Here is a 21,126-nt window from a genome sequence, read left to right on the forward strand (position 1 = left end):
GCGGCTCGTCCGGACATCGGCACGAACCGGTGGGCGGAGCTTTGACCGTTCCCCCTCCGCACTTTCATCAAAAGCTTAACGTCGCTCGCGCGGTCACCGCGAGGCCGCGGGCAAGCTGGCGGTTGCCGACATCGCCGGTCCGGTAGGTCGGTTCTTCATAACGGACATTGCGATCCAGCAGGTTCCGCACCTCCAGGCTGAGGGCACCGCGCTGGTTCGGCAGGCGTAGGCCGGCGGCCAGATTGACCACCACGCCCTGGCTATCCGCGGTGGAGACACCGCCGCCGGATGCGCGCAGGCGCAGGTCCTGATTGTAGTAAATCGCCTCCGCGGCGGCGAAGACCCCGGAAGGGTGGAACCAGCGCACCGAGGCCGGCACCAGGATGGTGTCGAGTCGCTCGTTCCCCGAAAGATTCGTGTCCCGGTTGAGCCGCTGGAACTGGCCGCCCAGGGTTGCCGAAAAGCGGGGGCCGAACGTGGCGCCGACATAGCCCCGAAGATTGCTCTCCTTCCAATCCTCGGACCGGAAGCCATTCGGCGTGCTGCCGACGAAGGTCAGCACCGGGCGGTCGATATCCCGCCAACTGGCCTCGCCGCCGACCCAGAGCCAGGGCCGGGCCTTCCAGTCGGCACCGATGCCGTAGGTGGTGGAACGGGTGCCGTTCGGGTCCTGAAACAGTTGGTTGAAGCCCGCGACCGTGGTCGGCTCCAGCGTTTGATCGAACAGAAGGCGATGCTTGACCGCCTGAAACACGGCCGCCCTGAGCGTCACGTCCGGCACCGGCCGCACTTCCACGCCCAGTTTCGGCGCAATGGTATCGCGTTCCAGAGCCGCCCCGCCTTCGATTTCCTGATCGTAGTGGCTGTAGGCCAACCCCGCCGTCACATCGAGCCAGGCCATGGGCGACCAGTAGGCGTAGGCGTAACCGGTCGCCTGCTTGGTCTCGTCTTGATAGTCGAACAACGCGGCGCGCCGGATGATGGGCGGGAACGGCGGCGGGAACGGCGTCAGCCGAACCTCGATGGACCCGGCGGAATCCGCTTCCGTCCTCCCGGTTTCGCCGCCGGCAATCAGGGTCAGACCATCGAGCGGTCGCCAGTCGCCGCGCACCTGGAACTGGCCCCCATGCTCGTCCAGGTCCGACAGCGTCTTGCTGGCACTCGGCTGGGACTGGTTGAGGCTGCGGTCGCGGTAGGTCACGAGCGCGACCACGTCCAGGTCGGCCGTCGGGCTGATCTTCACGCCCAGACGCGCCCGCCGGTCGTCCTGATGAACCCTCAGGTCGCTGGTGCCGGTGAGCAAATCCTCGGTCAGGTCGCCGGTATCGGACTCGCGATAGCGGAACTCGCCGAACACCGACAGGGCCGCGCTGGGCGCGACACGCACCTGCAGGGCGGTGATCTTCTCTTCCTGGTCGTTGTTGGTGTGGAAGCCGTCATCGGTCAGGTAGAACTGCCCGGCGGCGATGGAGATACCGTCATGCAGGCCCGACACCGACGCTTCGCCGCCATAGCGCTGTTGCGTGCCGGCCAGGCCGGAGGCATCGAAGCGGACGCCGTTGCCGTCGTAGAGCGGCCCGAATTCGCGGAAGGTCACGCGAGAAGGCCCGATGCTGTCGAGCAGGCCCAACTGCACCTCCCCCAGTTCCGACTGGATCGGTGCCTTCGAAGGGCCGGAGAACAGGTCGGCCTGCAACGCCTCGGAGGTGCGCGCGACCTCCAGGCCGGGCTGGCCCAGATAGGACTCGGCCAGGAAACGGTGGGCGCCGGGGTTGCTCGGGTCCTGCTCCACCGCCTGCGAGGCGGTGCGGCGGGACAACTGGTCGAAGCCCAGGACATCGTAGGCACGGCCGAGCGCGGTGCCGTTCACCGAAGCATCCTCGTCGAGGCCGCGACGGTCGCGGATCGGCGCGCGCGCGCTGCTTTTGGCGCTGGCGGCGCTGATCGCATGCAGGGCGGCAATGGGATCGTTGGCCGCAAAGCGTTCCAGGGCGGTCAGCAGGTCGGCTTCGGGATCGTCCGGGTTCTCGGCCCGGGCGAGGTCGAACTGGGCCACGGCCTTTTTCGGCAGGCCCTCGTCGAAATAGGCGCGGCCCAGCGCCGTGCGCAACGAGCCGCGGCGGGGGTCCAGCGACGCGGCATTCTCCAGTTCGGCGCGGCCTTCCGGAACGCGACCCAACCGGATCAGCGCGAGACCGCGACCGAGCCGCGCGAGCGGCAGACCGCCGTCCCGTTTCACGGCACAATCGAACCGGGCGAGCGCCGCGCGGCCATGCCGATCCGCCAGAAGGGCGAAGCCTGTCATGGCCTCCACCAGCGCCTGCGGTCCGCAGTCGGCGCCGGCAGGTGGCAGCACGTCCAGCGCCTGCCGGACGGCGCCCCGCAGCAACAACACTTCGGCGAGCCGCGCCTTGGCAAACCCGTCGTCCGGGCGCAGCGCCAGACCGGCGCGCGCGGCCGTCTCCGCCGCGCGGAGCTGGCCGCGCAGCTGATAGCCATAGGAGGCGGCCAGTTGCCAGGCGCCATCGTCGGGGCGCGGGTCCGCAAGGCGGCGCTCGACCTCCGTCATGCGGTTGTGCTTGACCGCGCCCAGCAGGCAGAGAGCCGCCCCTTCCGGCGCCTCGTCGGCCGCACCGCAATGCAGCGCCTCAAGGGCGGCGTCGATCCGACCCTCGGCCGCCAGGGCGGCGGCGGGGTTGGAGGCGGGGACGCTCAACAGCAGCGCCGGCGGGTAATAGATCGCCCAGTCCACCTGCCCGTCGAAATTCAGGACATAGGCCCGGAAGACCGGCGGCAGGCTGCCGGCGTCTTCCGCCCCGACGAGGCGAACCGCGCCGGCGGGGGCGCCAAAGGCGACGCGGTGGCCGGGCACCGGCACTGCGGTGTCGCCCTGCCGGGCGGTGACGACGCCCTCGCGCACGGCGACGACCGTGCCCTGATCGGGAACGACGTGAACAAGGGCCTCGGTCCCGTCGATGCCGGCCGTCAGGAAGCGGGTCTGTACCGAGAAGCGGGTGCGGACCGAACTGATAAAATGGAGAATGCCGCTGACGAGGCTGGCATCGTCCTCCGACGCGGCGGGCTGCAAGACGATTTCGGCATCGTGGTTCAGGCGCAGCGTCGTGTTCTTGTCGGCGTAGCGGACGACCACCTTGCCGTCGCTGCCGGTGCGGACCAGCGTGGCCGGACAGAGCCACTGGCCCTGATCCACGGCGAAGCTGACGCCGTCGCTTCCCCGGGCTTCCACCTGACCTTCGGTTGCAATCACCTCGACCGCACGGCAATCGCCGGACTGGGCTTCGGCAAGCAACGGTACCAATGTAACAAACGCAAGAACCAATGGCGATAAAATGGAGGTCGTTCGGATTTTTGGCCTGACCATAGCCGACATACCCTTGTGCTAGGATGGCGAAGCAGGACGCCATTCGAGCTGGAACACCCAGACCTCGCCCTGACGGCCCCGTATCGTACGTTTCCCCACTGGGATTGACCTTTCCAACCACTGGTCTGTCAATCTTATCGTGGCATCTGCAACCAAAATAACGGTTCGGTTCGCGTCCGAGTCCTGTTTGGCCATTTGCTCCAGGCGCGCCGCGACGTTCACCGCATCGCCCATCGCATCGATGGAACTGCGCGTGTCGGCGCCGATCTCGCCAACCGCAATGCGACCGGAATTGATCCCCATGCGAACGTGAAGCGCCGGCCCGGTCTGCGCGGCGGAATCCAGCGCCCGTGCGATTGCAACCGCGGAATCCAGCGCCTGTTCGGCATGATTGGCCGACCGGCGCCGGGCCTCGAACACCGCCATGATCCCGTCGCCGGTGTATTTCAGGACCATGCCGCCATGGGCTTCAACCGAGCGGTTCAGAAGGTTGAAGAATTGAGTCATTTTCTGGTTGTACTCGGTCTCGCTCATGCCTTCGGCGAGCGCGGTCGAACTCACCAGGTCGACCACCATGACCGTGGCGTCGGTGACCAGCGCATCCGACCGCGTTCGGCTGTGGTCATGCACCAGGGCCACGGCGATTCGGCGGGGCAACAAACGGTAGAGCACCGCCGAGGTCTGGCGGTAGCCAAGGCCGATGGCGGCCAGCAGCGACAACGGGGCGAAGGCATAGAGCACGGCGGCAATCGGCAACCAGAGGGCGTCCGAGGCGAAGGCGGCGCCGGCGGCAACCACATACACCGCGGCGACCAGCAGAGCGGCCACCGCGCCCCAAAACCCGGTGATCGCCACGGCGAGCGCCAGCATCGCCAGCCCCACCGCCATGGCCGCCGCCCAATCGCCGGCGCCGGGCAGGCGATACAGCGCCTCTCCGTGCAACAGGTTCAGGAAGCCGGTGGCGGCCAACTCGACGCCCGCCAGATCGCCGCCGCCGGACGATGACCAGGCGGTTTCGAAATCGTCCCGCCGGGCGATGCCCTTTGGATGCGAAGCGCCGACAAAGACCACCCGCCCGGCCAGAGACCGGGTGTAATGCCCCGTCAGAATGTCGAGAAAGCTGACGGTCTCGACCGTTCCCGACGGGCCGTAAAAGTTGAGCAGGCGGAAATGCGGCTCGGCCGTGCCAGGCAACAGAAGCGGAACGCCTTCGGCCTCCGCTGCCAGGCTCGGAAAGCTGCGGAGGCCCGGGAAGTCCGGCTGCGAGGCGACGTAGCGGAAAGTATCGCCGTCGCGCCACTCGACGACGAAGAAACCCGGCTGGCTGACGGCACGGAACCGGGCCGCCGGCCGCTCCCGCACCGCGGCGCCGCCGAGCGAGGCGGCCTGCACCTTTTCCAACAGGATCGGCCGGTGCAAGTGGCGCAAGCCTTGCTCCAGCAAGCTGTCATTGACCGCGTCGGTGGTACCGTAGAAATGAATGTCGATCACCACCGTGGTCGGGTCGAGTGCGCCGAGGGCCTGGAACAGACAGCCGAGCAGACCGCGGGGCAGGTCCTCCACATTGCTGGCGCGCGCAAGCTCGCGGCGGACCGACGCCGGCAGGCAGGCCGCGAGGCCGGGCGCTTCCGTCTCCAGCCGGTCGGCGCTGAAGGCGAGCCAGTCGACGCCCGCCTTGTCGAGACCGACCACCAACGCCTCCGGCGGCGCCGATTTCTGGCCGCGAAAGGCGTAAAGCCAGGGCAGGCCATAGTCGGGTTCGGCCAGGCGCATCGCCAGGGCAATCAGCCCGGCCACCGCCAGCAGCAGCACCAGGGCCAGTGGCGAAAGCGGAAACCGGCGAAGCCGCGTTGCCATAGGCACAGTGCTCGTTGTCCGTGCGGGCGGTGTGTCCATCCGGCAAGGCCGAATGTTATCCGTAGCCTAGGGGGGCAATGCGGCCTCAGCAACGCATTTGATCGGCAACCGGCGGTTTGACATTTGCGGCGAACCGGAGAATTTATGCGCCCCCCTCGCCCGGTTCAGGATCCATTGCATGCTTTCCCCCTCCCCGCTGAAACTCGGCCTGATCGGCGGCAATATCGCAGCCTCGAAGGCTCCGCTGCTGCACGAACTCGCCGGGTGCCAGAACGGCATTTCCGTCACCTATGACCGGCTGGTGCCGCAGGAAATGGGACTGGACTTCACGGCGGTGTTCGCGCGGGTGCAGGCGGAGGGCTATCGCGGCGTCAACATCACCTACCCCTATAAGGAAGACGCGGCCAAGCGTGCCGAGATCGCTGACCCGCTGGTGCAACGGATCGGCGCGATCAACACGGCCATTTTTGCGGACGGCACGGCGGTGCAGGGCCACAACACCGACTATTCCGGTTTCCAGGCCGCCTATCGGGCCGCTCGCGGTGAGAGCGCGCCCGGTGTCGTGGCGGTGATCGGCGCGGGCGGGGTCGGACGCGCCATCGCCTTTGGCCTGATGAATCTGGGCGCGCGGGAGTTGCGCCTCTACGACCGCGACGGCAGCCGCGCGGCGGCGGTGGCGAGCGCACTTCGCGCCGCGGACGCCGGCATGGCGGTGCGGGTGTCTCCCAGCGCCGCCGCCGCCGCTGACGGCGCGGACGGGCTGGTGAACTGCACGCCGGTCGGCATGGTCGGCTATCCGGGCACGCCGCTGCCGGCCCCGGCCATGGCGGGCGCGATATGGGCCTTCGACGCGGTCTACACGCCCCGCGACACCCGGTTCCTGACCGATGCGGCGGCGGCCGGGCTCCAGGCGATCAGCGGCTATGAGCTGTTTTTCTGGCAGGGCGTGCACGCCTGGGCGATTTTCTCCGGCCTGACGGTGGAGCCGGAGACGCTGCGCCGGGACCTGGCCGAGGCGGCATAGGCGCGGCAACGCCGCTCAGAGCAAACGCGCGGCGAAGGTCGCGATCGCGGCCAGGGTCTCGGATTCCGCCTCGCGCCAGGGGGTATGCCCGATGCCCGCCAGCAGGCGGCAGGTGACGGGAGCGGGGCAGAGCTCCGCGGCCGTGTCCGCCTGGGCGCGGGTGCCATAGGGATCGGCAAGGCCCTGCAACACCAGCAGTGGCACGCGAATGTGATGCAGCGCGTCGGTGATGTCCCAGTGATGGAAATCCGGGTTCAACCAGGACGCGTTCCAGCCATAGAAGGCGTTGTCGACATTGGCGCCGTGATGACGTTCCAGACGGGGACGCAGGTCGCCGGACTCATAGGCCCGTTTCGCCTCTCGGATCGCCAGGATGCAGAGATCCTCGATGAAGAAGTGCGGCGCCATCAGGACGGCGCCCCGCACGCGCGGATCGCTCACCGTGCCGGCATAGAGGGCGGCGATGCTGGCACCGTCGGAATGGCCGACCAAGAGCCCGCGGCGGAAGCCGATAGCGTCGAGGACGGGGCCCAGGGCATGGCTCGCATGGTCTTCCATATAGGTGATGGGCCAGGGCAGCGGCTCCGGATCGGAGCCGCCATAGCCGGCGCGGGAATAGGCGCAGACGCCGAAGCCGGTGGCGTGCGCCAGCTTGTCCGGGAAGTCGCGCCAGAGGCCGGCGGAGCCGAGCCCCTCGTGCAGCAGGACGAGGGTCGGCGCCTGCTCCGGCGGTGGCCCGGCCCAGCGGAGTTCGAGGCGGCGGCCGGCGGCGGTGATGCTGGTGGTGGGATCGGTCATGCCGCCAGTCTACACCGCCCTCGCCCGCACGGCATGCGTTTCCCGGCCGAGCCGGAGGCGAGGGCCGGGACCGGTGTCAGCGTGCGAACACGAACGGCGGCGGTGTTCGATGGATGACACCGGCCCCGGACGGCGGCTCCGCCACCTCCGGGGTACATCGACGCGAGGGATCGGACAGGGGAATTGGCACGGTGCTTCCCGGCCGAGCCGGAGGCGAGGGCCGGGACCGGTATCAGTGTGCGGACACGGACAATGGCGGTGTCCGATGGATGACACCGGCCCCGGACGGCGGCTCCGCCACCTCCGGGATACATATTCGCGCCATCTCCGGGATGCAAATTGCCGAAGTCAGCCGGGTTGCCCGGCCTCAGAACGGAATGTCGTCGTCCAGGTCCATCGGGTCGTTGGCCGGGGCGCTGCCGCCGCCCCCACCGCCGCCGCGGCGCTGCTGGCCACCGCCACCGCCGCCATAGCTCTGGCCGCCGGCGGGGCCGGCGCCGAAGCCGCCGTCGTCCTCATAGCCGCCGCCGGACGGGCCGCCAAAGCCGCCGGATTCTTCGCCGCGGCCGCTCAGCATGGTGAGGGTGCCGCGGAAGCGTTGCAGCACCACCTCGGTCGTATACTTCTCCTGGCCATCCTGTCCCGTCCACTTGCGGGTCTGGAGTTGGCCCTCCAAATAGACCTTGCTGCCCTTGCGCAGGTATTTCTCCGCCACGTCGGCGATGTTCTGGTCGAAAATGACGACGCGGTGCCACTCGGTCTTTTCGCGGCGTTCGCCGGACTGGCGGTCGCTCCAGCGCTCGGACGTGGCCACCGCCAGGTTGACCACCTTGTCGCCCGATTGCATGTAACGAACCTCCGGATCGCGGCCCAAATTGCCTACCAGGATGACTTTGTTGACGCTTCCGGACATCTGCTGCGCTCACTTGCTGGAAAACTCGGAAAGACTCGGTCACACACTAGGCGTGCGGGCTGGGGATAATCCACCCCTTTGCCGCCCCATTGCGACTAGGGCCTGTGGACCGTTTCGACTAGACTGCCGCCCATGCCTGACGACACCACCCCGCCGACAAAGCGAACCGGTATGATACACGACCGCGAGGCGCCTGCCATTCGTGTACGCGGCGCGCGTGAACATAACCTTAACAACGTCAATGTCGATTTACCGCGCGACAAGCTGGTGGTCATCACCGGGCTTTCCGGGTCCGGCAAATCCTCGCTGGCGTTCGACACGATTTATGCCGAGGGCCAACGTCGCTACGTCGAATCGCTCTCCGCCTATGCGCGCCAGTTCCTGGAGATGATGCACAAGCCGGACGTCGATTCGATCGAGGGCCTGTCGCCGGCCATCTCCATCGAACAGAAGACGACCAGCCGCAACCCGCGCTCCACCGTCGGCACGGTGACCGAGATCTACGACTATATGCGCCTGCTCTGGGCGCGGATCGGCGTCCCCTACTCGCCCGCGACCGGCGAGCCGATCAGCGCCATGACGGTCAGCCAGATGGTGGACCGCGTCCTGGCCATGGGCGAAGGCACGCGGCTCTATCTGCTGGCGCCGATCGCGCGCGGGCGCAAGGGCGAATTCAAAAAGGAACTGGCGGAGTTGCAGCGCGCCGGTTTCCAGCGGGTCAAGGTGGACGGCACGCTCTACGAGGTCGACGAAGTCCCGGCGCTGAAGAAGAATTTCAAGCACGATATCGAGGTGGTGGTCGACCGGCTCGTGGTGCGGGACGACATCGCCGGCCGGCTGGCCGACAGCCTGGAAACCGCGCTGGAGCGCGCCGACGGCATCGCCCTGGTGGAAAATGCCGACACCGGCGACCAGACCACGTTCAGCGCCAATTTCGCCTGCCCGGTCAGCGGCTTCACCATTGCCGAGATCGAGCCGAGGCTGTTCAGCTTCAACAACCCGGCCGGTGCCTGCCCGGCCTGCGACGGGCTGGGCGTGCAGATGTTCATCGACCCGCAACTGGTGGTGCCGAACCCGCTGTTGTCGCTCGACGATGGTGCGGTGCTGCCCTGGTCGCGTGCGACGACCCCCTCCCCCTATTACAAGCAGACATTGCAGGGGCTGGCCGACCATTACGGGTTTTCGATGAAGACGCCGTTCCGCGACCTGGACAAGGCGGCGCAGGAGGCGGTGCTCTATGGCTCCGGCAAGGAGCCGGTGCGCATGGTCTATGAGGACGGCATGCGCAAATACCAGGTGACCAAGCCGTTCGAGGGCGTCATCCCCAACCTGGAGCGGCGCCTGCGCGAGAGCGACAGCGCCTGGGTGCGGGAGGAACTCTCGAAGTTCCAGAGCGAGAAGCCCTGCGCCACCTGCCACGGCCAGCGGCTGAAGCCGGAGGCGCTGGCGGTCAAGGTCGGCCCGCGCGACTGGGCCGCCACCATTTCCAGCATTTCCGAACTGTCGGTGGCCGACGCCCGCGACTGGTTCCTGAAGCTGGACGCCGCGCTGACCGACAAGGACAAGGAAATCGGCGAGCGCATCCTGAAGGAAATCAACGAGCGCCTGGGCTTCCTGAACGCGGTCGGGCTCAACTATCTGAACCTGTCGCGCACATCGGGCACGCTCTCCGGCGGCGAGTCGCAACGCATCCGCCTCGCCTCGCAGATCGGCTCCGGCCTGACCGGCGTGCTCTATGTGCTGGACGAGCCGAGCATCGGCCTGCACCAGCGCGACAATGCCCGGCTGTTGCAGACGCTGGAGCGGCTGCGCGACCTGGGCAACACCGTCATCGTGGTCGAGCACGACGAGGAGGCGATCCGCGCCGCCGACTATCTGGTCGACATGGGGCCGCGCGCCGGCGTCCATGGCGGCCATGTGGTCGCCGAGGGCACGCCGGATGAGGTGATGCGCGCCGAAAACTCGATCACCGCGGACTATCTCACCGGCCGGCGCGAGATCGCGGTGCCGAAGATGCGGCGGGCGGGCAACGGCAAGACGCTGGAACTGACCGGCGCCTGCGAACACAACCTCAAGAATGTCGACCTGACCGTGCCGCTCGGCACCTTCGTGGCCGTGACCGGGGTTTCGGGTGGCGGCAAGTCCACGCTGGTGGTGGAGACGCTCTACAAGGCGCTGGCGCGCACGCTCACCAATGCCCGCGAGATTCCGGGCGAATACGACCGCCTGGACGGCCTGCACCATATCGACAAGGTTATCGACATCGACCAGTCGCCCATCGGCCGCACGCCGCGCTCGAACCCGGCGACCTATACCGGTGCCTTCACGCCGATCCGCGACTGGTTCGCCGGCCTGCCGGAGGCAAAGGCGCGCGGCTACAAGCCGGGCCGGTTCTCGTTCAACGTCAAGGGTGGGCGCTGCGAGGCTTGCCAGGGCGACGGCGTCATCAAGATCGAGATGCACTTTTTGCCGGACATTTTCGTCGAGTGCGACGTCTGCAAGGGCAAGCGCTACAACCGCGAGACGCTGGAGGTGAAGTTCCGCGACCACTCCATCGCCGACGTGCTGGATCTGACCGTGGACGAGGCCGCCGACCTGTTCCAGGCGGTGCCGCCGATCCGCGATAAGATGGTGACCTTGCAGCGGGTCGGCCTCGGCTACATCAAGGTGGGCCAGCAGGCGACGACGCTCTCCGGCGGCGAGGCGCAGCGGGTAAAACTGGCGAAGGAGTTGTCGCGCCGGGCGACCGGGCGGACACTCTATATTCTGGATGAGCCGACGACGGGCCTGCATTTCGAGGACGTGAACAAGCTGCTGGAAGTGCTGCACGCGCTGGTCGAGCAGGGCAACACCGTGCTGGTGATCGAGCACAATTTGGACGTGATCAAGACCGCCGACTGGCTGGTGGACCTGGGCCCGGAAGGCGGCGCCGGCGGCGGCCGCATCGTGGCCGCGGGAACGCCGGAGGACGTGGCCAAGGTGAGCGAGAGCTATACCGGGCGGTATTTGCAGCCGTATTTGCTGGCCGGAAAGCTGGCCGGGGTGGCGTGACGGGGTAGAGTGGCGGGGTAGAGTGACGGGGGCTGGACGCCCCCTCCCTGGCGACGCCCGCCCTCTTCCGATCGCGCCCGCCCTCTCTCCGGCGTCATTGCGAGGCGCCGCAGGCGACGAAGCAATCCAGACTTCGGAGCCACACGCCAGAAAGCCGGCCTGGATTGCTTCGGCTTCGCCTCGCAATGACGGTATAGCCCTCCCGCGATTGTGATCCCGACGCCGGGCCATGCGGGTTATGTCTCGGGCATTGCTCGCCCGGCGATGCCCTCCCTCTTCCGATCGCGCCCGCCCTCTCTCCGGCGTCATTGCGAGGCGCCGCAGGCGACGAAGCAATCCAGACTTCGTAGCCACACGCCGGAAAGCCGGCCTGGATTGCTTCGGCTTCGCCTCGCAATGACGGTATAGCCCTCCCGCGATTGTGATCCCGACGCCGGGCCATGCGGGTTATGTCTCGGGCATTGCTCGCCCGGCGATGCCCTCCCTCTTCCGATCGCGCCCGCCCTCTCTCCGGCGTCATTGCGAGGAGCCGCAGGCGACGAAGCAATCCAGACTCGAGCCACGCCGGAAAGCCGGCTTGGATTGCTTCGGCTTCGCCTCGCAATGACGGTATAGCCCTCCGCGATTGTGATCCGACGCCGGGCCATGCGGGTTATGTCTCGGGCATTGCTCGCCCGGCGATGCCCTCCCTCTCCCGATCGCGTCCGCCCTCTCTCCGACGTCATTGCGAGGAGCCGCAGGCGACGAAGCAATCCAGACTTCGGAGCCACACGCCGGAAAGCCGGCCTGGATTGCTTCGGCTTCGCCTCGCAATGACGGTATAGCCCTCCGCGATTGTGATCCGACGCCGGGCCATGCGGGTTATGTCTCGGGCATTGCTCGCCCGGCGATGCCCTCCCTCTCCCGATCGCGTCCGCCCTCTCTCCGACGTCATTGCGAGGCGCCGCAGGCGACGAAGCAATCCAGACTTCGTAGCCACACGCCGGAAAGCCGGCCTGGATTGCTTCGGCTTCGCCTCGCAATGACGGTATAGCCCTCCCGCGATTGTGATCCCGGCGCCGGGCCATGCGGGTTATGTCTCCGGCATTGCTCCCCGGCATGCCCTCCTCTTCCGATCGCGCCCGCCCTCTCCGGCGCTTGCGAGGCGAAGCCGAAGCAATCCAGACTTCTAGCCACAGCCGGAAAGCCGGCCTGATTGCTTCGGCTTCGCCTCGCAATGACGGTATAGCCCTCCCGCAATGTGGATCCTGACGCCGGGCCATGCGGTTATGTCGCGGGCATTGCCCCCGGCGATGCCCTTCCTTCGATCGCGCCGCCTCTCTCCGGCGTCATGGAGGAGCCGCAGGCGACGAAGCAATCGAACTTGTAGCCACACGCCGGAAAGCGGCCTGGATTGCTTCGGCTTCGCCTTCGCAATGACGGTATAGCCTCCAATGGATCCTGACGCCGCTGCAGGTTATGTCTAGGCATTGCTCCCCGGCGATGCCTTCTCTTCGATCGCGCCCGCCTCTTCCGGCGTCATTGCGAGGCCGCAGGCGACGAGCAATCGAACTTCGTAGCCACGCCGGAAAGCCGGCCTGGATTGCTTCGGCTTCGCCTCGCAATGACGGTATAGCCCTCCCGCAATTGTGATCCCGACGCCGGGCCATGCGGGTTATGTCTCGGGCATTGCTCCTCCGGCGATGCCCTCCCTCTTCCGATCGCGTCCGCCCTCTCTCCGGCGTGATCGCGGGCCATTGCGGCCTGCCCTTCACCCGCATTTTCGACGGCCGGCTCTGGCACAATCCGGGGGTGATCGGCATGCCCGCGCATGACGGCACGCCGCGCGTCTGGTGCTCGGTGCTGACGCCGGAACGGGGCGGCCTGCGCATCGAGCTGGTCGCGCTCGCCTATGACCACACGACCGCCGCCGCCCGCATGCGCGCGGAGGGCCTGCCGGACGGCTATGCCGCCTGTCTGGAAACCGGGTTCTGGCCCAGCGAGGATGTGTTGCCGGCGGCCGAGCGCGCCGCTCGCGGCAAGCCTTTGGACCCAAGGTCGGTCGTCTGGCCCTGGCCCGGGCGCATCAGCGCGGTTGCGTGAGGGGGAGCCCTCCGAAGCGGGGAATGGCTGAGGGCTGCTGACGGACGAACCGGCCCGGTTCGCAATTCGGTAGACGGGATACGGGTGGCCTCCCGGGTCGGCGTGCCCTGGGCCCTGCCAAACTATTCAACAAAGTTCATGTTCGATGGAAATTTTAGGAATTCCCTCGACCAATCGATATTTTCAGTCGCCGACGCAACAATACAATCCCCGATAACGGCGATAAAACAATGATTCAATCCTACAATAATTCATTTCTTAATTATGACTTATTACACGGTCATTTGTCCATTAATTCGGAAATAATACTTAATCATTGAAAAACCGCCGTATTTCTTGCACATTACCCGCCTGTTTCATCTGGCGGCCCGTCAGGTCCTTCCGGCGCGGGTTGCCAGGCCGAGGGATGAACGCAAGGAGGCAGCAGTGTTCCAGAAGATTATGGTGCCCGTCGACCTCGCCCATGCCGCCCGCATGGAGCGCGCGACGGCGACGGCCGCCGACCTGGCCAAGCTCTATGGGGCGGCGGTGGTCTATGTGGGCGTCACCACCTCCGCCCCCAGCGCCATCGCCCACACGCCGCAAGAGTATGCCGGCAAGCTCAAGAGCTTCGCCGCCGACCAGGCCGCCAGACACGGCCACAGCGCCACGTCCCACGCCATGGTCTCGCACGACCCGAGCATCGATCTGGACGAAACCCTGATGCGCGGCATCGACGAGACCGGCGCGGACCTGGTGGTCATGGCCTCGCACATCCCGAACGTAACGGACCACTTCTGGCCGTCGAACGGAGGCCGGATCGCGAGCCATGCCAAGTCGTCCGTGTTCATCGTGCGCATGGCCTGAAACCGATCCTATCCGAAAACGGGGAGAAACCATGACTGACCCGACTGCCGACCAGGGAATCCCTGCGCCCGACGGCGAGGCCAATCTGATCGACACCGACTACACCATCGGCCAGGACAATATCGAGGGCTCGGTGGGACCGTTCGGTTTCGATATTCACAACCCGGTCTTTCTGATTTCCGGCCTGACCATTGTCGCCTTCGTCTTTTATGCCCTGGCCCTGCCGGTGCAGGCGGCGGAGTTTTTCGGCTGGCTGAGGCCGTTCCTTACCAAGACCTTTGACTGGTTCTTTCTGGGCGCCGCGAACATTTTCGTGCTGTTCTGCCTGGTGCTGATCGTCAGCCCGTGGGGACGGGTCCGCCTGGGCGGCAAGGATGCCGTGCCGGACTATGGCTATGTCGGCTGGTTTTCGATGCTGTTTGCCGCCGGCATGGGCATCGGGCTGATGTTTTTCGGCGTGCTGGAGCCGGTGTATCACATGGCCATATCCCAGCCGCTCGGCACCCCCTCGCCCTTCGGCGCCGACGGGGCCATCATTCCGGAGAATGTCGAGGCCGCCCGCTCCATGGGCCTGGCCGCCACGATCTTCCACTGGGGCCTGCATCCCTGGGCCATTTACGCCGTCGTCGCCCTGGCGCTGGCGCTGTTCACTTTCAACAAGGGATTGCCTCTCACCATTCGCTCGGCCTTCTACCCGATCTTTGGCGAGAGGGTGTGGGGCTGGACCGGCCATGTCATCGACACCCTGGCCGTGTTCGCGACCCTGTTCGGCCTGGCGACCTCGCTCGGCTTCGGCGCACAACAGGCGAATGCGGGGCTCGAATTCGTGTTCGGCATTCCCAACACGCTGACCGTGCAGATCATCCTGATCACGGGCATCACCGCCATCGCCCTGATCTCCGTCCTGCGCGGCCTGGACGGTGGCGTCAAGGTGCTGTCGGAAATCAATATGGGCGTGGCGGCGCTGTTGCTGGCCTTCGTATTGCTGGCCGGCCCGACGGTGACGATCCTCAGCGATTTCGTCGTCGGGCTGGAGACCTACGCCGCAGACATCCTTGCCCTCAGCAATCCCGTCGGCCGGACCGATACGGACTACAGCCAGGGCTGGACCGCGTTCTACTGGGCGTGGTGGATCAGCTGGTCGCCGTTCGTCGGCATGTTCATCGCCCGCGTCAGCCGCGGCCGCACCGTGCGCGAGTTCGTGATCTGCGTCCTGATCATCCCGTCGCTGGTCTGCGTGCTGTGGATGGCCGTGTTCGGCGGCGTCGCCATCGACCAGGTGCTGAGCGATCCGGCAACCAGCGCGGTGAAAGCCGAGGTGATCGACAGCTACCGGCCCGAACTCTCGCTGTTCGCCATGCTGGAAGGGTTGCCGCTCGCCTCCATCACGTCGGTGATCGGTATCGTGCTGGTGATCGTGTTCTTCGTTACCTCGTCCGACAGCGGCAGCCTGGTGATCGACACCATCACCGCCGGCGGCAAGGTCGACTCCCCGGTGCCCCAGCGCGTGTTCTGGTGCACGTTCGAAGGCGCGGTGGCGATCGTGCTGCTGATCGGCGGCGGCCTGAGCGCGCTACAGGCCATGGTGATATCGACCGGCCTGCCCTTCACCATCATCCTGTTGCTGATGTGCTGGGCGATCCTGCGCGGGCTGATGACGGAAGCGCGCTAGAGCAATTTCAAGCACAATAGAATCACTGTGCGACTCGGATAATTGCGTGAAATCAAATGGCTAGAGCAGGTGCCGTGAGCCAAGGCGAACGGAAACTGCTCTAGGCGCCCCTGGCGCACACGCAAAAAGGGCCGGGGTGTCGCAAAGCCCCGGCCCTTTCGTGCTGCCGGTCCGCAGCGAATTGGCCGCGGACCGGGCGTCTGCGTTTCGGCCCGAGGGCCGTTAGGCGGCCTGCGCCTCGATCTCGACCGGCGCGCGGCCGTTGATCGCGATCTTGCGCGGCTTCATCGCCTCCGGGATCTCGCGGGCGAGGTCGACATGCAGCAGCCCGTTTTCGAGGGCCGCGCCCTGGACCTTCACGTGATCGGCAAGCTGGAAGCTGCGGCGGAAGGCGCGCCCGGCAATGCCGCGGTGCAGGAAGGTCCGCTCGGCCTGATCCTCGGCTTGGCGGCCGGTGACGACCAGGACGCCGTCCTTCACTTCGATCTCAATGTCGCTCTCGGCGAAGCCGGCCACAGCCATGGTGATGCGGTAGGCGTTCTCTTCGAGCCGCTCGATATTGTAGGGCGGATAGCCGTTCGCCTCGTCGCCACGGGTGGCGGCTTCCAGCATGCGCTGCATGCGGTCGAAACCGACGGTCGAACGGAACAGGGGGGAGAAATCAAACGTCGTCATTTGCGCACATCCTCTTCGGAGCAATATGGCAGTTGGATCGAAGGACCGCCCGACCTGGGCCGGCCCTATCCTCCGGGCGGGCGCCCGCTTGCTGCGGCACGCCCTTGGAGGATGACCCAGAATTGGGATGCGACGCCGGGGCTTTCAAGGCCCGCAGACGAACTTCGCCAAGACTCGCCCGAACGCCCGTCCGACCGCCCACCACAGCAGGATAGCTGATTGAAATTCGGGAAATTTTTGCGAGTATTCAGGCTTGGGTAAGCGAATTTCGGCCCCGCCGGCATACCAGGAAGTGTTGTTATGCGATTACTGGCCTTTGCCATCATCCTTCCCTTGCTTGCGACTTCGTGCGCTTTCACTCCCCATGAAGTTGCCGTAACCGCCAAGGCTCCCGCCACTCCGTCCGATATCGGCAAGGGCACGACGATTGCCCTGGAAACGTTGGACGATCGCGAAACACTCGTGGTCGGCCAGCGAGGCGTGGGGATGCAAGGCGCCGACATCACCGCGCGTCAGGTCATGACCGCGCTCAAGACCCAGCTTGAAACCGGTTTTCGGGCCAAAGGGTTCGACGTCACCGATCAGAGCGACGGTCAAAGACCCGAAGTCGAGGCACGCCTTCGATCCTTCAAGTTCTTCATCGAATCCGGCTTTTTCACCGGCGCCGAAAACGTCGATACGGCCATCGCCATCGAGGCCAGGAAGAACGGCAAGCGGTTTCACCAGATTTACCGCTCGTCATCGGAAAATCGCACGCTCGTCGTGCCGGGCGGCGCCACTATCGACCAGAAGCTGAACGCCTCCCTGACCGACGTGTTGCAGCAAATCTTTGCCGACAACACGTTGATGCGGTTTCTGGTAGACTAGGCACGCTCGTCGCCCACCGGCGCCCTGCCCGCGCAAGGCGCCGGCCGAACCCCCTACAAATCCCCTTCCGCTTTCATCATGCGCAGCGACTCACGGAAGGCGGCGACGGTCTGGGCGCGATCCTCGTCCGTGTGCACGGCGGAGACATTGCCGCCGGGCCAGCCCATGATGTCGACGCCGTTCAGGATCATGCCAAGCCGCAGCTTCTGTACCGCGCCCGGCGCGTTCGCCTTCAACTCCGCATAGCCATAGGTCAGCGGGTCGAACGTGTCCGGTCCCACATCGGCCCGGGCCTTCGGGTTGGTGAAGACATGGAAGCTGGAATAGTCGCCATAGACGGCCCAGCGCACGCCTTCGTCGCGCAGCACCTGGTTCATCTCGGCCCGCAAGGCCGCGCCATAGGCGTTGGCCCGTTCGCAGACGCCCTCGTTGGCGATGATCTCCAGTGCGGCCAGACCCGCCGCGGCGCTGACCGGGTTGGCGTTGTAGGTGCCCTGGTGGCCGATCTTCTCGAACCCCTTGGCCTCCGCCTTTTCGAAGTCGAGCAGGTCCAGGATCTCGCCCTTGCCGCAGATCGCACCGCCTGGCAGGCCGCCGGCGATGATCTTGGCGAAGGTGCCGAGGTCGGGCGTCACGCCGGTTGCCTGCTGCGCACCGCCGGGGGCGACACGGAAGCCGGTGACGACCTCGTCGAAAATCAGCACCGCACCGTGCCGGTCGCACTGCTGGCGCAGAAAGGCGAGGAAGCCCGGCGCAACCGGCACCATGCCGGTGGAAGAGCCGGTCGGCTCCAGGATGATGCCGGCGATGCTGTGCGCGGCAAACGCCTGTTCGACGCCGGCCTTGTCGTTGGGATCGACCAGAACGGTCGCCGCCGTGATGCCGGAGACCACGCCCGGTGTCGGCGTGCCGTCCATATGCCCCGCCTGGCCGCTGGCCATGTGATCGTTCCAGCCGTGGAAATGGGTGCGGAAGCGAATGACCGTGTCCCGGCCGGTGAAGGCGCGGGCGAGGCGCAGCGCCATCATCGTCGCCTCGGTGCCGGAGGAGGTGAAGCGCACCCGCTCCGCGCACGGCACCATTTTGCGGATCTGCTCGGCCCATTGCACCTCGCGCGGGTGGCTGGCGCCGAAATGGGTGCCGTCCGCCAGCGCCGCCTGCATCGCCGCCAGGACGCGCGGGTGATTGTGGCCCAGGATCAGGGCGCCGTGGCCGCCGAAATAGTCGATATACTCGTTGCCATCGACATCCCATTTGTGGCTGCCTTCGCCACGGGTGATGTAGAGGCTGTAGGGCGACAAGTGCCGGCTATCGTGGGTGATGCCGGAGGGGAAACTCTCGCGCGCCCGCTCCGCCCATTCGGCGGACCCGGGGGTTTTGGCGCGGTAGGCGGCGATGATCGCGGAATTCGAAAGCGCGGTGTCCGGCACGGGCTTGGGTTCCTTCTGGGCGGTGAGGCGGCTAGGCTGACGGCAAATCATACGCACAAGACCGGGAGCCGTCACCCATGGCCAACATCCTCGCCGACGCCCTGCACCAATCGAGCATCGTCATCGACGGACTGATCATCTCCAACTGGTCGCGCGACGTGTTCGAGCAAATGCACAAGGGCGGGCTGACCGCCGTCAACTGCACCTGCTCGGTCTGGGAAGGGTTCAACGACACCTGCGCCAACATCGCCCAATGGAAACGCGACATCGCGGAGAATTCCGACCTGCTGATGCAGGTGCACTCCGCCGCCGACATCCGCCGCGCCAAGGAGGCGAAGAAGGTCGGCATCTTCCTCGGCTGGCAGAACACCTATGCCATCGAGCAGAACCTGGACCATCTCTACCTGTTCCGCGATCTGGGCGTGCGGGTGATGCAACTGACCTACAACACCCAGAACCTGGTCGGCTCCGGCTGCTGGGAGAGCCGGGATTCGGGCCTGAGCGACTATGGCCGCGACGTGATCGACGCCATGAACGACCTGGGCATTCTGGTCGACCTGTCCCATGTGGGCGAACAGACCAGCCGGGACGCCATCGCCCATTCCCAGAAGCCCGTGGCCTACACCCACTGCTTTCCGGCGGCCTTGCAGGCGCATCCGCGCAACAAGTCGGACGACATGCTGAAGCTCATCGCCGACCAAGGCGGGTTTGTCGGCATCGTCGCCTACACGCCCTTCATGCCAAAAGGCGACGATTCGACGGTGGAAGACGTGCTGGACGGCTATGACCACGTCATCGACCTGATCGGCGAGGACCGGGTTGGCATCGGCACCGACTTCACCCAGGGCCAGGGCCTGGAATTCTTCGAATATCTCCGCTCCGACAAGGGCTTCGGCCGGCCGCTGTCGCCGCCGGCAACGAAGCGGCCGGACAATCCGAAAGGCCTGGATGGCCCGGCGGAATACGCCAACCTGACCGCTGCCATGATGAATCGCGGCTGGAGCGAAAAGCGCATCCGCAAGGTGCTGGGCGAGAACTGGCTCGCCTTCCTGGAGGATGTCTGGGGCGGCTGACCGTCTCCCCTGCCCCTACGGCGCCACGGGCCGGGCCTCCGCCGTCCAGCGCCAGAAGGCGCCATCCGGGCCGTGCGCCTCGCCGACGATTCGGTCCGCATCCAGGGCGCGGCCTGTGCGCTCGACCGTGGCGCCGATCGGACTTTCATAGCGGATGACGACGCGGTCCGCCTGTTGCCGCCAGCGCATATGCCTGGCAAAGCGAGGCCCCGCGACCTTGCCGTCCGCCTCCAGGAACAGGGCGAACACCGGTCCGCGGGCGGTGCCGTCCTCGCGCTCGTCGCGCACCGTCCAATTGCGGTTGGCAAAGGCCGGCGGCTCCGATTCTGCCGGTTGGAGGGTGGCAGGTTGCCGGGCCTGCACCGAGGGCGGCGGCCGCAGCACGATGAGCGGCAGATCGCGCGGCGGCTGCAAGGCGCGTTCCAGCCGGCCCGACATCACGCCGCTGGGCTCCCAGCCCTGATCCGCCTCGAACGCGCGAATTGCCCGCGCGGTGCGCGGTCCCATCAGGCCATCCGCTGCGCCGACGGGATAGCCACGGGTCGTCAGGGCTTGCTGAACCTCCCGCACCGACATGGCGCCCGCCGGCGCCGCCAGGGCGCAAAGGCAGACGCCAAGGACAAGAGCATTTCGCCGTCGCCGGTTAAAGTTCACAAACATTCCCCACCTCCTCGTCGCGATTAACTGCCCGTTAAACATGCACGGGCAAGCATGAACGCGGGCTTAACGACGGAAGGAGGGATTTACGACATGGCGGGAATTGCCCCCTGGGGCCGCGACGCGGCCCTTGCCGAGACCTTCGGTACCCGTGCCCGCGGCCTGCATCGGCGCCGGAACCGTCTGTTGAAGACCGCTTGCGAATGGCCGGCGGCCCTGGTCCTGATGCTGTTGCTGTCGCCGCTGCTGGCATTGATCGCCTGGCGTGTGCGCCAGGATGGCGGCCCGGCCCTGTTCGTCCAGACCCGCGAAGGCATGTACGGCCAGGCGATCCGGGTGTTCAAATTCCGCTCCATGCGGGTCGAGACCTGCAACGCGAACGCGCGCAACAGCCTGGACGCCACCGGCGACCGGGTCACACCGCTCGGCCACATGCTGCGCCGGACCGGGCTGGACGAACTTCCTCAACTCTTCAACGTGTTGAATGGCACGATGAGCCTGATCGGCCCTCGCCCGCACGTGTTCGCCATGTCCGTGGGCGACACGCTCTACACCGACCTGGTGCCGGGCTATGCCGACCGGCTCGCCGCGCGTCCGGGCATCACCGGGCTGGCGCAGGCGCGCGGCTGGTGCGGCGCGGTCGACAGCGTCCAGCATGCGGTGTGCCGGGTGATGAGCGACCGGGAGTATATCGCCCATTGGAGCCTGGGGCTCGACCTGCGCATCGCGCTGAAGACCGCGCGTCTGATGCTGGGCCATCTGACGGGCCGGAGCGCGGCATGAACCTCCGCGCCGGTTC

General features: G+C 66.5%; 15 protein-coding genes. 8 read left to right on the top strand and 7 right to left on the bottom strand.

Annotated elements, in window-relative coordinates:
- Positions 1–67 precede the first annotated feature (67 nt).
- Both H6844_19025 and H6844_19030 read right to left on the bottom strand, forming a co-directional pair.
- A complete protein-coding gene (locus H6844_19025) occupies positions 68–3,319 on the bottom strand; it encodes a FecR domain-containing protein (GenBank protein MCB9931499.1) in 3,252 nt (1,083 codons plus the stop codon).
- An 81-nt stretch (positions 3,320–3,400) separates the two neighbouring features.
- Entirely contained in the window at positions 3,401–5,239 is a 1,839-nt protein-coding gene (locus H6844_19030) for a CHASE2 domain-containing protein (protein ID MCB9931500.1), read from the bottom strand.
- Between the two features lie 178 nt (positions 5,240–5,417).
- Here H6844_19030 and H6844_19035 point away from each other — a divergent pair, with 178 nt between their 5' ends.
- On the top strand, positions 5,418–6,263 hold the full coding sequence (locus H6844_19035; GenBank protein MCB9931501.1) for an NAD(P)-binding domain-containing protein: 846 nt from the start codon (positions 5,418–5,420) through the stop codon (positions 6,261–6,263).
- A 15-nt stretch (positions 6,264–6,278) separates the two neighbouring features.
- On the opposite strand, the gene H6844_19040 is transcribed toward H6844_19035, so the two are convergent.
- Together H6844_19040 and ssb are read right to left on the bottom strand one after the other, a co-directional pair.
- Positions 6,279–7,061, bottom strand: a complete 783-nt coding sequence (locus H6844_19040; protein MCB9931502.1) for an alpha/beta hydrolase — start codon at positions 7,059–7,061, stop codon at positions 6,279–6,281.
- Positions 7,062–7,428: 367 nt separating this feature from the next.
- Positions 7,429–7,974, bottom strand: coding sequence for a single-stranded DNA-binding protein (gene ssb / locus H6844_19045; protein ID MCB9931503.1), 546 nt, complete (start codon positions 7,972–7,974; stop codon positions 7,429–7,431).
- A gap of 171 nt (positions 7,975–8,145) precedes the next feature.
- Between ssb and uvrA the strand changes: the two genes are divergently transcribed.
- From uvrA to H6844_19065, 4 genes are all read left to right on the top strand, one after another.
- Entirely contained in the window at positions 8,146–11,025 is a 2,880-nt protein-coding gene (gene uvrA / locus H6844_19050; GenBank protein MCB9931504.1) for an excinuclease ABC subunit UvrA, read from the top strand.
- A 1,722-nt stretch (positions 11,026–12,747) separates the two neighbouring features.
- Complete coding sequence (locus H6844_19055) at positions 12,748–13,107, top strand: hypothetical protein (GenBank protein ID MCB9931505.1); 360 nt, start codon at positions 12,748–12,750, stop codon at positions 13,105–13,107.
- Between the two features lie 426 nt (positions 13,108–13,533).
- On the top strand, positions 13,534–13,953 hold the full coding sequence (locus H6844_19060) for a universal stress protein (GenBank protein ID MCB9931506.1): 420 nt from the start codon (positions 13,534–13,536) through the stop codon (positions 13,951–13,953).
- Between the two features lie 31 nt (positions 13,954–13,984).
- Positions 13,985–15,625 carry a BCCT family transporter gene (locus tag H6844_19065; GenBank protein ID MCB9931507.1) on the top strand — a complete coding sequence of 547 codons (1,641 nt, stop codon included), beginning with the start codon at positions 13,985–13,987 and terminating at the stop codon, positions 15,623–15,625.
- Between the two features lie 222 nt (positions 15,626–15,847).
- Here the strand turns inward: H6844_19065 and H6844_19070 are convergent, their stop codons facing one another.
- Entirely contained in the window at positions 15,848–16,300 is a 453-nt protein-coding gene (locus H6844_19070; GenBank protein MCB9931508.1) for an Hsp20 family protein, read from the bottom strand.
- A gap of 300 nt (positions 16,301–16,600) precedes the next feature.
- On the opposite strand from H6844_19070, the gene H6844_19075 reads away from it, so the two are divergent.
- The gene (locus tag H6844_19075; GenBank protein MCB9931509.1) at positions 16,601–17,167 is read left to right on the top strand and encodes a hypothetical protein; all 567 of its coding nucleotides are present in this window, start codon (positions 16,601–16,603) and stop codon (positions 17,165–17,167) included.
- A 53-nt stretch (positions 17,168–17,220) separates the two neighbouring features.
- Here the strand turns inward: H6844_19075 and H6844_19080 are convergent, their stop codons facing one another.
- A complete protein-coding gene (locus H6844_19080) occupies positions 17,221–18,648 on the bottom strand; it encodes an aspartate aminotransferase family protein (protein MCB9931510.1) in 1,428 nt (475 codons plus the stop codon).
- 26 nt (positions 18,649–18,674) lie between these two features.
- Here H6844_19080 and H6844_19085 point away from each other — a divergent pair, with 26 nt between their 5' ends.
- On the top strand, positions 18,675–19,670 hold the full coding sequence (locus tag H6844_19085) for a membrane dipeptidase (GenBank protein ID MCB9931511.1): 996 nt from the start codon (positions 18,675–18,677) through the stop codon (positions 19,668–19,670).
- A gap of 15 nt (positions 19,671–19,685) precedes the next feature.
- On the opposite strand, the gene H6844_19090 is transcribed toward H6844_19085, so the two are convergent.
- Positions 19,686–20,369, bottom strand: a complete 684-nt coding sequence (locus H6844_19090) for a peptidoglycan-binding protein (protein MCB9931512.1) — start codon at positions 20,367–20,369, stop codon at positions 19,686–19,688.
- Positions 20,370–20,420: 51 nt separating this feature from the next.
- Between H6844_19090 and H6844_19095 the strand changes: the two genes are divergently transcribed.
- Complete coding sequence (locus H6844_19095; protein ID MCB9931513.1) at positions 20,421–21,110, top strand: sugar transferase; 690 nt, start codon at positions 20,421–20,423, stop codon at positions 21,108–21,110.
- Positions 21,111–21,126: the final 16 nt, after the last annotated feature.

The sequence above is a fragment of the Alphaproteobacteria bacterium genome (genome assembly GCA_020638555.1).
Classification (GTDB): Bacteria; Pseudomonadota; Alphaproteobacteria; order Bin95; family Bin95; genus JACKII01.